This window comes from Planctomonas sp. JC2975 (assembly GCF_012985205.1).
Lineage (GTDB): Bacteria > Actinomycetota > Actinomycetes > Actinomycetales > Microbacteriaceae > Humibacter.
On record NZ_JABEKS010000001.1, the window covers coordinates 400,727 to 414,205 of the forward strand.

8 protein-coding genes are annotated in these 13,479 nt (G+C 66.6%); 5 read left to right on the forward strand and 3 right to left on the reverse strand.

The genetic code is table 11. From position 1 onward, the window contains the following. Positions 1–78: 78 nt before the first annotated feature. The 5 genes from HII28_RS01885 (at position 79) to HII28_RS01905 (ending at position 5,905) form a co-directional block, all read left to right on the forward strand. Entirely contained in the window at positions 79–675 is a 597-nt protein-coding gene (locus HII28_RS01885; RefSeq protein ID WP_170023861.1) for a DUF3000 domain-containing protein, read from the forward strand. Continuing rightward, the gene (locus HII28_RS01890) at positions 668–1,864 is read left to right on the forward strand and encodes an HRDC domain-containing protein (protein WP_170023862.1); all 1,197 of its coding nucleotides are present in this window, start codon (positions 668–670) and stop codon (positions 1,862–1,864) included. Before HII28_RS01885 ends, HII28_RS01890 begins: the two co-directional genes overlap by 8 nt. Positions 1,865–1,937: 73 nt before the next feature. Then, positions 1,938–3,137: an acetyl-CoA C-acyltransferase gene (locus HII28_RS01895; RefSeq protein ID WP_170023863.1), complete on the forward strand. Its 1,200-nt coding sequence runs from the start codon at positions 1,938–1,940 to the stop codon at positions 3,135–3,137. 8 nt (positions 3,138–3,145) lie between these two features. After that, the gene (locus HII28_RS01900) at positions 3,146–5,287 is read left to right on the forward strand and encodes a 3-hydroxyacyl-CoA dehydrogenase NAD-binding domain-containing protein (protein WP_170023864.1); all 2,142 of its coding nucleotides are present in this window, start codon (positions 3,146–3,148) and stop codon (positions 5,285–5,287) included. 60 nt (positions 5,288–5,347) lie between these two features. After that, complete coding sequence (locus HII28_RS01905) at positions 5,348–5,905, forward strand: dihydrofolate reductase family protein (protein WP_170023865.1); 558 nt, start codon at positions 5,348–5,350, stop codon at positions 5,903–5,905. 28 nt (positions 5,906–5,933) lie between these two features. Here HII28_RS01905 and dxs read toward each other — a convergent pair whose 3' ends face one another. The 3 genes from dxs to HII28_RS01920 form a co-directional block, all read right to left on the reverse strand. Beyond that, positions 5,934–7,877, reverse strand: coding sequence for a 1-deoxy-D-xylulose-5-phosphate synthase (gene dxs / locus HII28_RS01910; RefSeq protein WP_170023866.1), 1,944 nt, complete (start codon positions 7,875–7,877; stop codon positions 5,934–5,936). A gap of 148 nt (positions 7,878–8,025) precedes the next feature. After that, entirely contained in the window at positions 8,026–10,905 is a 2,880-nt protein-coding gene (acnA, locus tag HII28_RS01915; protein WP_170023867.1) for an aconitate hydratase AcnA, read from the reverse strand. A 195-nt stretch (positions 10,906–11,100) separates the two neighbouring features. Further along, a complete protein-coding gene (locus HII28_RS01920) occupies positions 11,101–13,461 on the reverse strand; it encodes an HAD-IC family P-type ATPase (RefSeq protein WP_170023868.1) in 2,361 nt (786 codons plus the stop codon). Positions 13,462–13,479 lie beyond the last annotated feature (18 nt).

Sequence of the window (13,479 nt, forward strand, 5' to 3'; positions counted from 1 at the left end):
CTCCCCTCAGCACGAAGGCACGCGGACGATGCGGCGTGCCTTCCTCGAACTCCCGAGGCGAAACTCTAGTCTGCCAACGTGTCCCCTACTCCCGCTGCTCCCGGCATTCCCGCGGAGTTCAGCGTGGCCGCGGATTCGGTAAGACGGATCGACGTGCGGCAGGAGCTGACCGTCGACGAGATCCCTGCGCCGACGGGCCTCGCGCCGTATGCGGTTGCCCTTGCGGCGGATGTCGCACCCGTCAGGCACGGCCGTGACTCGGACCTCGGGACCGGTCGCTTCGTGCTGCTCTACGACCCGGCCGGATCGGATGAATGGGGCGGCCGCTTCCGCGTCGTGTGCTTCGCCCAGGCTCCCCTCGAGACGGACATCGGCCTCGATCCGTTCCTGGCCGACGTGACCTGGTCGTGGCTCATCGACGCGCTCGACGAGCGCGGCGCAGACTATGTTGCGGCGTCCGGCACCGCCACGAAGGTGATCTCCACGGGATTCGGCGAACTCGCCCGGCAGGGCGATGGCGCCCAGATCGAGTTGCGCGCATCCTGGACGCCGACCGGCTTCGATATGAAGGCCCACGTGAGCGCGTGGGGTGATCTTCTGTGTATGCTCGCGGGCATTCCACCGCTCCCCGACGGGGTGCGGCTCCTGACCCAGCGAAGAGCACCGCGTGACTGAATACGAAGTCGTCGACACCCCCGAGAAGTACCACCAGGCCGTCGACGCGTTGAGCTCCGGCACGGGACCGGTGGCCGTCGACGCGGAGCGCGCGTCTGGATTCCGCTACTCGCAACGCGCCTACCTGATCCAGATGTTCCGTCGCGACTCCGGCGTTTTCCTGTTCGATCCGCCGGCGATCGGCGATTTCACCGAGCTCCAGGATGCCGTGGGCGGCGTCCCCTGGATCCTCCACGCGGCCAGTCAGGACCTGGCGTGCTTGCGCGAAGTGGGCCTCGACCCCGTGACGATCTTCGACACGGAACTCGGTGCCAGGCTCCTCGGCTTTCCTCGCGTCGGACTCGCGACCATCGTCGAGGAGCTGCTCGGCATCCATCTCGCCAAGGAGCACTCAGCTGCCGATTGGTCCACGAGGCCGCTCCCCCAGCCGTGGCTCACGTACGCCGCGCTCGACGTTGAGCTCCTCGTCGACCTGATGGAGGAAGAGGAGAAACTGCTGGCCGATGCCAGCAAAGGAACCATCGCAGAGCAGGAGTTCTCATTCGAGCTCGCTCGGGCGCCGAAGGCGGCGCGAACCGAGCCGTGGCGGCGCCTCTCGGGCGTGCACTCCATCCGCGGTCTGCGCAACCTCGCCGTCGCCCGCGAGTTGTGGAACGCGCGCGATGATCTCGCCCGTACGAAGGACGTCGCACCGGGACGACTCCTCCCCGACGCGTCGATCACTGCGGCGGCCCGCGCGATGCCCGCCAGCAAGCGGGACCTGTCCGCGATGAAGGACTTCACGGGGCGCGCCAGCCGCACCGAGATCGACCGGTGGTGGGATGCCATTTCCCTTGGCCGCACCACCGACGATCTCCCGGTGCTCCGTTCGACCGGGGAGAGCATCCCGCCGCCGCGCGCGTGGGCGGATCGCAACCCGGAAGCGAATCAGCGACTGCGGATCTCGCGCGCAGCGCTCACCGAACTGGCCGGATCGTTGCACCTGCCTGTGGAGAATCTGCTCGCCCCCGACACGCTTCGACGTCTCGCCTGGGCGCCGCCGGAGCAGCACGACGCTGCCGGCATAGCCGCGGCGATGCAGGCGGCGGAGGCTCGTCCGTGGCAAATCGCCGCAACCGCTGAGACGGTGGCGGATTCCTTTGTCGAAGCGGACCAATCGCCCGTCTCACCGTCTGATCCCGCTTCGTAGGGTTGCTCAATCGATTCCTCGCGCTCAGGTCACGTTTCTAGGATCGTGAAGAGACCTGACCATGGGAGGCAAAGTGGCCGAAAGAGCTGACGTTCTGTTCGTCGACGGGGTTCGTACCCCGTTCGGGCGTGCGGGCGAAAAGGGCATGTACTGGAACACGCGGGCGGACGATCTCGCGGTGAAGACGATCGTCGGACTCCTCGAGCGCAATCCCGGTCTGCCGAAGGATCGCGTCGACGACGTCGCGATCGCTGCGACGACGCAGCAGGGCGACCAGGGACTGACTCTCGGCCGATCATCGGCGATCCTCGCCGGCCTTCCGTCGACGGTTCCCGGATTCGCGATCGACCGCATGTGCGCCGGAGCGATGACGGCCGTGACGACCACGGGATCGGGCATCGCGTTCGGACAGTACGAGGTGGTCATCGCCGGTGGCGTCGAGCACATGGGCCACCACCCGATGGGACAGGGCGTCGACCCCAACCCGCGGTTCGTGTCCGAGAAGCTCGTCGATCCCGCTGCCCTCAACATGGGCAACACGGCTGAGCGCCTGCACGACCGCTTCCCCGCGCTGACCAAGGAGCGCGCCGACAGGTTCGGCATGCGCAGCCAGCAGAAGGTCGCGGCGGCGTACGCGGCGGGCAACATCCAGCGCGACCTGGTGCCGGTGTCCTTCCGCACGGAAGAGGGCTGGGGCCTCGCCACCGAGGACCAGGGCATGCGTCCGGAGACGACGATGGAAGGCCTGGCCACGCTGAAGACGCCGTTCCGTCCGCACGGTCGCGTCACGGCAGGCAACGCTTCGCCTCTGACGGATGGCGCGACGGCCGCGCTCCTGACCTCCTCGCGCGCCGCCAAGGAGTTCGGCCTCGCACCGAAGATGCGGATGGTCTCGTTCGGATTCGCAGGCGTGGAGCCGGAGGTCATGGGCCTCGGCCCGATCCCGTCGACCGAGCGGGCGCTGAAGAACGCCGGACTGTCGATCGACGACATCGGCCTCTTCGAGCTGAACGAGGCGTTCTCCGTTCAGGTGCTGAGCCTGCTCGACCACTTCGGCATCGACGACGACGACCCCCGCGTCAACCCGTGGGGTGGTGCCATCGCGATCGGACATCCGCTCGCCGCCAGCGGCGTTCGGCTGATGATCCAGCTCGCGCGCCAGTTCGAGCAGCATCCTGAGGTCCGCTACGGCCTCACGGCGATGTGCGTAGGACTCGGCCAGGGCGGTTCCGTCATCTGGGAGAACCCGCACCACGCGAAGTACGGAAAGTGAGCATCGGCGTGACCGACTATTCCTCCATCGATTTCACCGATCTGCTGGCCTTCGCCGACGACGAGGTCGTGACGCACAGCTTCGTACGCGACGTGAAGCTCGCATCGGGCAAGGTGCTCGCGCTCGTCACACTCGACAACGGTCGCGACCACACTCGTCCGAACACGTTCGGGCCGGTCGGCCTGCTCGAGCTGGCGAAGGCCTACGACGAGTTGTCGGCGCGCGCCGCACAGGGTGAGATCCACGCCGTGGCCACCACGGGCAAGCCGTTCATCCTGGCCGCCGGTGCCGACCTCTCCAAGGTGGCACAGGTGCCGAGCCGTGAGATCGCCAAGAAGCTGGCGCAGCTCGGGCACTTCGTGCTCAGCAAGCAAGCGAAGTTCGGCGTTCCCAGCTTCGTGTTCATCAACGGTCTCGCACTCGGCGGCGGCCTCGAGCTCCCGCTGAACGCCGACTACCGAACGGTCGACTCCTCGGCGGCCGCGATCGGCCTCCCCGAGGTGTTCCTCGGACTGATTCCGGGCTGGGGCGGCACGTTCCTTCTGCCCAATCTGATCGGCATCGAGAACGCGCTCAAGGTCGTCATCGAGAACCCCCTCAAACAGAACCGGACGCTGAGGGCGCAGGACGCCTTCGACCTCGGAATTGCCGACCGCATCTTCTCGCCGGTCAACTTCCTCGAGGACTCGATCCGCTTCGCCGACGGCGTTCTGAACGGCACCGAGAAGGTGGATCGGAAGAACACGCCGGGCAAGATCGAGCGGATGGCGAAGTGGGACATCGCCATCAAGATCGCGCGCGACACCGTCTCTTCGCGCCTGGGCACCGTTCCGAAGTCGCCGTTCAAGGCGCTGGAACTCCTGAAGGCTGCCAAGAGCGGCGACAAGGAGGCGTGCTTCGCGCTCGAGGACGACGCCTTGGCCGACCTGATCGCAGGCGACCAGCTGCAGGCGTCCATCTACGCGTTCAACCTGTCGCAGAAGCGTGCGAAGCGGCCGGCGGGAGCCCCCGACAAGGCTCTCGCGAAGAAGGTGACCAAGGTCGGCGTGCTCGGCGCCGGCTACATGGCATCCCAGTTCGCACTCCTGTTCCTGCGCCGCCTCGAGGTACCGGTCGTGATCACCGACATCGACCAGGAGCGGGTCGACAAGGGCGTCGCGTACATCACCGATGAGATCGCCAAGCTGTTCGACAAGGGCCGCATCTCGGGCGACGACGCCAACCGGCTCCGCGCTCTGATCCACGGAACCACCGACAAGACCGAGTTCGCGGACTGCGACTGGGTCATCGAGGCGGTCTTCGAGGAACTCGGCGTGAAGCAGGACGTCTTCGCGGAGATCGAGAAGATCGTCTCGCCGGAGGCTGTGCTGGCCACCAACACGTCGAGTCTTTCGGTGGAGAAGATCGGCGCCAAGCTGGAGCATCCGGAGCGTCTCGTCGGCTTCCACTTCTTCACTCCGGTCGCTGTGATGCCGCTGATCGAGGTCGTGAAGGCTCCCGCCACGGATGATGCGACGCTGTCGACCGCGATGGTCACCGCGGCGAAGCTGCATAAGAACGCCGTGATCACGGCGGACACGCCTGGATTCGTCGTCAACCGGGTGCTCGCCAAGCTGCTGGGCGAAGCGATGTACGCGGTCGACAACGGAACGCCATTCGAGGTGGTCGACAAGGCGATCGCGCCGCTCGGCCTGCCGATGGCGCCGTCCGTGCTGCTCGACCTCGTCGGTCTCAAGGTGGGCGCGCACGTGCTGGACACGCATCACGCCGCGTTCCCGGACCGGTTCTACCGGAGCGAGAACCTGCACAAGCTGGCCGACTACGGAAAGCTGCTCGAGAAGGACTCGAAGGGAAACGTCAAGGGCTTCGACAAGGGTGCACTGAAGGTCATCTCGACCGGAAAGAACCCCCAGTCCGAGCAGGAGATCCTCACCCGCCTGCAGGATGGCCTGGCGGACGAGATCCATCGCATGCTTGCAGACGATCAGGTGGTCGCGGCACCAGAGGACATCGACCTGTGCATGATCCTCGGCGCGGGCTTCCCGTTCCAGATGGGCGGCATCACGCCGTATCTCGACCGTGTCGGAGCGAGCGGACGTGTCTTCGGCGACACGTTCCACCATCCCGTGATCAAGGGCGTCGGCGCGTAACGATCAGGCTCAGGAGAACCCCCGGCACACTCTGTCGGGGGTTCTCCCTATGGTGGCCGGATGACGCGATTCAGATACTACGTGGCATCCAGTCTCGACGGGTTCATCGCCGACCGGGACAATCGCATCGATTGGCTGACCTCCCGCGAGACGGGCGTCGAACCCGATGACACCGCGGAGGCGGGGATCCCGGCTTTCATCGCCGGAATCGGCGCCGTGGTGATGGGGGCGTCGACGTACGAGTTCCTGCTCGGACTCGATCCCGACGCGGACTGGGGCTACACCGTGCCCGCCTGGGTGCTCACCCATCGGGATCTCCCGATCGTCGCTGGCCACGACGTGCGGTTCCACAGCGGCGACGTCGCAGCCATCGTCGACGATCTGGTCGCGACCGCCGGCGACCTGGACGTCTGGCTGGTGGGCGGTGGCGACCTGGTCGCGCAGTTCGCCGCGATCGGTCGACTCGACGAGATCGAGGTGACGATCATCCCGATCGTGCTGGGGGCGGGTGCACCGCTCCTCGCCGCACGCGAGCACCTCGACCTGCGTCTCGCAGACAGTGCGGCGCACGGAGACGGAACCGTCTCCCTCCGCTACGAAGTGCCCGTCCGCTCGTGACGATCCACGTCAGGGCGGAGAGGCGCGCTCAGTCCCGTGACGCGATGATCTGCTGACTGCCCGTGTCGCTGGACACGCCACGCGCGTACGGCAGCTTCGAGCCCAGCACCATGCCCATGACGTCGTGCGCGATGTGCTGCGGCGTCATCCGCGTCGCCTCCATGATGTCGGCACGAGCACCGTGTTCCAGGAACTCGTCGGGAAGCCCGATCTCGGTGACGGCGGTGTCGACGCCCGCTTCGCGCAGATCCTGCCGGATGCGCGTGCCTATGCCGCCGACGCGGATGCCGTCCTCGATGCACACCACGAGCCGATGCTCGGCGGACATGGTGACCACGGATCCGGGGACAGGCACCACCCAACGCGGATCGATGACCGTGCATCCGATCCCCTGCGCTTCGAGACGCCGCGCGACGTCTAGCGCGGTCGACGCCATGGCACCGACGGCGACGATCAACACGTCGTGCGCTGGATCCTCGCTGAGCACGTCCACGCCGTCATCGGTGCGGCGCAGCGCCACGATGGGCGCCGGCACGACGCCCTTCGGATACCGCACCACCGTCGGGGCATCCGTCACGGCGACCGCTTCGCCGAGCTCCTCGCGGAGACGGTCGCCATCTCGAGGAGCCGCGATCCGGATGCCCGGCACCACCTGAAGCGTCGCAAGATCCCAGATGCCGTGATGGCTAGGGCCATCGGGACCGGTCACACCGGCGCTCGCGAGCACGAAGGTCACGCCGGCCTTGTGCAGGCCGACGTCCATCAGCACCTGATCGAAGGCGCGGTTCATGAACGTGGCGTAGAGCGCCACGACGGGATGCAGGCCGCCGAACGCCATGCCTGCGGCGCTGGTGGCCGCGTGCTGCTCGGCGATGCCGACGTCGATCACCCGTCCGGGGAAGCGTTCGGCGAACCGGTGCAGCCCGACGGGCCGCAACATGGCCGCGGTGATGCCGACGAGCGTGTCATCCTTCTCTGCGAGGCGCACGATCTCGTCGGCGAAGACCGACGGCCACATGATTCCCGCCGCTTGAGCGATCGGCTCTCCCGTCTCGGGATCGATCGGGTTCACGCTGTGGAACTGGTCGGCGACGTCGCGCAAAGCAGGCTCGTATCCGCGGCCCTTCTCGGTGATCGCGTGCACGATGACCGGGGCGTTGTACTCCTTGGCCTGCTCGAGGGCTTCGGTGAGCGCCGTGATGTCGTGACCGTGGACGGGGCCGATGTATTTGATGTCCAGGTTGGAGTACAGCGCCTCGTTGTTCGAGAAGCGCGAGAGGAAGCCGTGCACTCCCCCGCGTATGCCGCGGTAGACAGCGCGTCCAGGCGATCCGAGCTTGTCGAACGCCGCCCGAGACGTGAGGTAAAGGCTCTTGTAGCCGCGGCGCGTGCGTACAGTGTTCAGGAATCGCGCCATTCCACCGATGGTCGGCGCATAGGACCGACCGTTGTCGTTCACGACGATGATGAGGCGACGGTCGTTGTCGTCGCTGATGTTGTTCAGCGCCTCCCACGTCATGCCCCCGGTGAGGGCACCGTCGCCGACGACCGCGATCACATAACGATCGCGTTGCCCGGTCATCGTGAAGGCGCGGGAGATGCCGTCCGCCCACGACAGGGAACTGGACGCATGCGACGACTCGACGATGTCGTGTTCGGACTCCGTGCGCTGCGGGTATCCCGCGAGACCACCCGTCTGACGCAGCGTCGAGAAGTCCTGGCGCCCCGTCAACAGCTTGTGCACGTACGCCTGGTGCCCTGTGTCGAAGACGATGGCGTCGTGCGGTGAGTCGAAGACACGGTGCATCGCGATCGTGAGCTCCACGACACCGAGATTGGGACCGAGGTGGCCACCCGTCTTCGCCACGTTGGCCACGAGGAACTCCCGCACCTCCGAAGCCAGTTGCTCGAGTTGCTCCTTCGAGAGAGCGTCGAGGTCGCGAGGACCTCGGATCGTCTCGAGAAGGGTCATTGCGGCCGCCTTTCGCTCCTGCCCCACGAGTCTACGCATGGCACCCTGCCGAACACCCGGACCTCCCCGAGCGTCCGGCACGTTCATCTCTTATGAAGGACGGGGCCGGAGGTTCCCCTCCGGCCCCGTCATCCGTGTGCCCTCTCGGCTACGCCACCAAGCTGCGCAGCACGTACTGCAGAATGCCGCCGTTGCGGTAATAGTCGGCTTCACCGGGCGTGTCGATGCGCACGACGGCGTCGAACTCGACGGGCGACTTGCCAGCCGCGGAGTGCGCGGTCGGCGTCGCGACGACGTGAACCGTCTTCGGCGTGCTGCCCTCGTTCAACTGCGTGAGACCGGTGATCGCGAACTCCTCGGTCCCGTCCAGGCCGAGGCTGTCGGCGGACTCGCCTGCTGGGAACTGCAGCGGAACAACGCCCATGCCGATCAGGTTCGAACGGTGGATGCGCTCGAAGCTCTCCGCGATAACGGCGCGCACGCCGAGGAGCGACGTGCCCTTGGCTGCCCAGTCGCGCGACGATCCGGATCCGTACTCTTTGCCTGCCAGGATGACAAGCGGGATGCCTGCGTCCTGGTAGTTGACCGATGCGTCGTAGATGAACGACTGCGGTGCGTCGTCCTTCGTGAAGTCGCGGGTGAATCCACCCTCGACACCATCGAGGAGCTGGTTCTTCAGGCGGATGTTCGCGAACGTTCCGCGGATCATGACCTCGTGGTTGCCGCGACGCGAGCCGTAGGAGTTGAAGTCCTTGCGCTCGACGCCGTGCTCGGTGAGGTAGCTGCCGGCCGGGCTGTCCGCCTTGATGGATCCGGCGGGGCTGATGTGGTCGGTCGTCACCGAGTCGCCGAGCTTGGCGAGTGCGCGCGCGCCGGCGATGTCGGCGACCGGCGTCGTGTCCAACGTCATGCCCTCGAAGTACGGGGGCTTGCGCACGTAGGTGGAGACGGCATCCCACTCGAACGTCGAACCGGTCGGCGTCGGCAGCGAACGCCACCGCTCGTCGCCGTCGAAGACGCTCGCATACTCCTTGGTGAACATCTCCTGGTTGATCGACGAGTCGATCGTGGACTGCACCTCTGCTGCGTCCGGCCAGATGTCGGCGAGGAAGACGTCCTTGCCGTCCTGGTCGGTGCCGAGGGCATCAGCTTCGAAGTCGAAGTTCATCGACCCTGCGAGAGCGTAGGCGATGACCAGCGGCGGGCTGGCCAGGTAGTTCATCTTCACGTCGGGGTTGATGCGACCCTCGAAGTTGCGGTTTCCGGACAGCACCGCTGTGACCGCGAGGTCGCTGCCGTTGACCGCGGCGGAGATCTCCTCGGGGAGCGGTCCGGAGTTGCCGATGCACGTGGTGCAGCCATAGCCGACCAGGTAGAAGCCGAGGTCTTCGAGGTAGCCGGTGAGGCCGGCCTTCTCGTAATACTCGGTGACGACCTTGGACCCGGGCGCCAGCGTGGTCTTGACCCACGGCTTGGCCTTCAGACCCTTTCGCGACGCGTTGCGTGCGAGCAGGCCGGCGGCCAGCATGACCTCGGGGTTCGAGGTGTTGGTGCACGAGGTGATGGCCGCGATGGCGACAGCACCGTGGTCGATCGTGAACTTGTCGCCGTTGTACTGCACCGGCGTCGGGTGGGATGCCGTGTGCGGTGCGTGGCTCTGGTGATGGTGCTGGTGCGCGCTGTGAGCGTCCGCCGGCTGGAGCTCACCAGGGTCGGACGCGGGGAACGACTCCGAGATCGTCAGGTCGACGATGTCGTGGTCGATCCGCGCGTAGTCGTGCAGATCGGTGTTGAACTGATCCTTGGCGTGGCTGAGCTCGATGCGGTCCTGCGGGCGACGGGGGCCGGCGATCGACGGCACGACCGTTCCGAGATCGAGTTCGAGGTACTCGCTGAAGACCGGCTCGGTCTCCGGGTCGTGCCACAGGTGCTGCGCCTTCGAGTACGCCTCGACCAGGCTGACCTGCTCCTCGGAGCGGCCGGTGAGACGCAGGTAGTCGAGCGTGACGTCGTCGATCGGGAAGATCGCGGCCGTCGAGCCGAACTCCGGGCTCATGTTTCCGATGGTGGCGCGGTTGGCGAGCGGAACCTGGGCGACACCTGCGCCGTAGAACTCGACGAACTTGCCGACGACGCCCTGCTTGCGCAGCATCTGGGTGATGGTGAGCACGACATCCGTCGCGGTGACGCCCGCCGGAATGGTGCCGGTGAGCTTGAACCCGACCACCTTGGGGATGAGCATGGAAACCGGCTGGCCGAGCATGGCAGCCTCCGCCTCGATGCCGCCGACGCCCCAGCCCAGCACGCCGAGCCCGTTGACCATGGTCGTGTGCGAGTCGGTGCCGACGAGCGTGTCGGGGTACGCCTGAAGGGCGCCGTCCACCTCGCGCGTGAAGGTGACGCGCGCAAGGTGTTCGATGTTGACCTGGTGCACGATGCCGGTTCCCGGCGGGACGACCTTGAAGTCGTCGAACGCGGTCTGGCCCCAGCGCAGGAATTGGTACCGCTCGCCGTTGCGCTCGTACTCGAGCTCGACGTTGCGCTCGAACGAGTCGAGCGTGCCGAAGACATCCGCGATCACGGAGTGGTCGATGACCAGCTCGGCCGGCGCCAGCGGATTGATCTTCTTCGGGTCGCCGCCGAGTGCGCTCACCGCTTCGCGCATGGTGGCGAGGTCCACGATGCACGGCACGCCGGTGAAGTCCTGCATGACGACGCGAGCAGGCGAGAACTGGATCTCGGTGTTCGGCTCGGCGGTCGGCTCCCAGTTGCCGAGCGCGGAGATCTGCTCCCTGGTCACGTTGGCGCCGTCCTCGGTGCGCAGGAGGTTCTCCAGCAGCACCTTCAGGCTGAACGGAAGCTTGTCGTAGCCGGGTACCGCGTCGATACGGAAGATCTGGTAGTCGGTCGAGCCCACCGTGATGGTGTCTCGGGCTCCGAAGCTGTTCACTGTAGAAACGCTGTCCGCAGACACGCTGCCCTCTCCTTCGTCGGCACGGGGAAACGAGAACTCCCGCCCCTTGAACATTCTGGTGATCGGCTCGGCGGGGTCTCTAGCAAGGCCGCCCTTACCCGCGACGTGCGCGAGGCATCCCGAATGCCGAATTTATCTTGATGTCGAGATAACTGTAGCACCATGCCGAAGTCCGGAATCGGCGTCGAACTCGGCGGAACGTCCCCTTCGTCGTGGGTGCGAAGTACCGCGGCCCCGCCTCCCGCACGGTCAGACGCGGTCGAAGATGAAGCCCCTGCGCTTCGCGAACCGGGCGAACAGCTCGATGACCGCCGCGCCGACGGCGCCGACGACGAGCCCGTATGCGAGCGCCGCATCCGCGTGCACCTGCAGCATGAAGAACGATCTGGTGAACGGCACGATGCAGACGAGAGCACCTGCAATGCTCACGGAGGCGACCAGGATGACGCGCGGAACGCTGAACGGCCGGGCGAGCACCACGACGATCCAGAGCGACACGGTGAAGAGCGTGATCGTCGCCACACTGCGCGCCTCGTCGAGGCCGACGGCATGCCGCAACGGGAGGAAGGCGAGGATGCACGCGGCGGCTGCGATGACACCCGCCGGAATCGAGAACTTCAGGATTCGCGGCAACACCCCCGGCGTGTAGATGCGGCGATTCGACGCGAGCGCGAGGAAGAACGACGGGATGCCGATCGCGAGGGTGGACACCAGCGTCAGCTGCCGAGGCAGGAAAGGGAACGGTAGCGCTGCGAACGCGGTCACGAGTGCCAGCACGATTCCGTAGGTGGTCTTGGCGAGGAAGAGGTTCGCCACCCGTTCCACGTTGGCGATCACCCTTCGACCCAGCGCCAGCACGTCCGGCAGCCCGCCGAATCGGTTGTCGAGAAGCACGATGCGCGAGACGGCCTTCGTCGCGGCCGTCGCCCCTCCCATCGCGATGCCGAGGTCGGCGTCCTTGATGGCCATCGCATCGTTCACGCCGTCACCGGTCATCGCCACCGTGTGGCCGAGCTCGCGGAGTATGCCGATCGCCTCTCGTTTCTGATCCGGCGTGACCCGGCCGAAAACGGAGTGCTGCGCGAGCGCTTCCCGCCAGGCGTCGGCGTCCGTGAGGCTCGCAGCGTCGATCGCATGCGAGTCGATTCCCAATGTGCGTGCCAGGGCCGCGACCGTCACCGGGTTGTCTCCCGACATCACCACGACGCGAACCGCCTGGCCTGCGAAGTAGTCCAACGTCCGGGCAGCGTCGGATCGAAGCGTCTCGCGAAAGGTGAGCAGTGCGGCGGGCACGACGTCGACGTCCAAGGACGGACCGGTCGCAGCATCCGGGAACCCGGTGGCGGAACGCACGAGAGCGAGCACACGAAGGCCGGATGCCGCTTGCGACTGGGCGAGCGCGAGGTCGGCCGGATGCTCGGCAAGGAGTCGTTCGGGCGCACCGAGCAGCCAAGTGGTCTCACTGCCGTCGAGCACGAAGCGCACACCGCTGTACTTCGTCGTCGAGTCGAAGGGCAGCCGAGACGTGGGATCCGCAACGGATGCCGTGAAGTGCCGGGCGAGCACACCGATCGTGGAATTGCCCGCTGCATCCGATGCGAAGGCCGCGACCGCCGCCGAGGAGTCGCGTTCGGACACCCGGTCGAGCGCGATGAGGCGGTCGAACGCCACCTCTCCCGTGGTGAGAGTGCCGGTCTTGTCCAGGCACAGTACGTCAACGCGGGCGAGCACCTCGACGGCCGCCAGCTCCTGCACCAGGACCTTCTTCGTCGCCAATTGGATGGCGGCGACTCCGAACGCCAGGCTGATGAGCAGCACGAGGCCCTCCGGGATCATCCCGACGACACTGGCGACGGCGTCGCGCACGGCGAACTCCCAGAAGTGCTGGCCGGTCATCGCCCGGAATCCGCCGTATGCGACGATCCGTCCGGCCAGCGTGATGACGATCAGCGGGCCGAGGATCCAGGAGATGTAGACGAGGATGCGGTTCGTGGCGTTGCGCAGCTCGGACGACACGAGCGAATGGCGCCGGATCTCGCTCGTCAGTCGGCCGGAGTAGGACTTCTCGCCGACGGCTGTCACTGCGGCGGTGCCGGTTCCCGCGATGACGTGGGATCCGGAGAGGAGGTCGTCTCCGGCACCCTTCAGCACGGGCTCCGATTCGCCGGTGAGGAGGGACTCGTCCAAGGCGAGGCCGTTCGAGTCGGTGAGCCGCGCATCCGCCGGCAACTGATCCCCCGGTCGCAGCACCAGCACGTCGTCTTCGACGACCTCCTCGATGCGCACCGTTCGCGGCTCGCCGTCACGGATGACGAGACTCTCCGATGCCGCGAGAAGCGCCAGCCGGTCGAGCACGCGTTTGGCTCGCAGCTCCTGCACGATGCCGATCAGGGCGTTCACGACGACGACCCCGAAGAAGAATCCGTCTCGCAGGTCGCCGATCAGCACGATCGCGATGAAGCACGCGGTCAGGATGCCGTTGAACAGCGTGAAGACGTTCTCCCGCAGGATGCCCGCGACGGATCGCGACGTGCGCTGCCTGGCGACGTTGGCCCGTCCGCTTGCGTGACGTTCGGCGACCTGCGCCGACGTCAGCCCCTGTGGCTGCATGGCTCCCGCGTCGCTCGG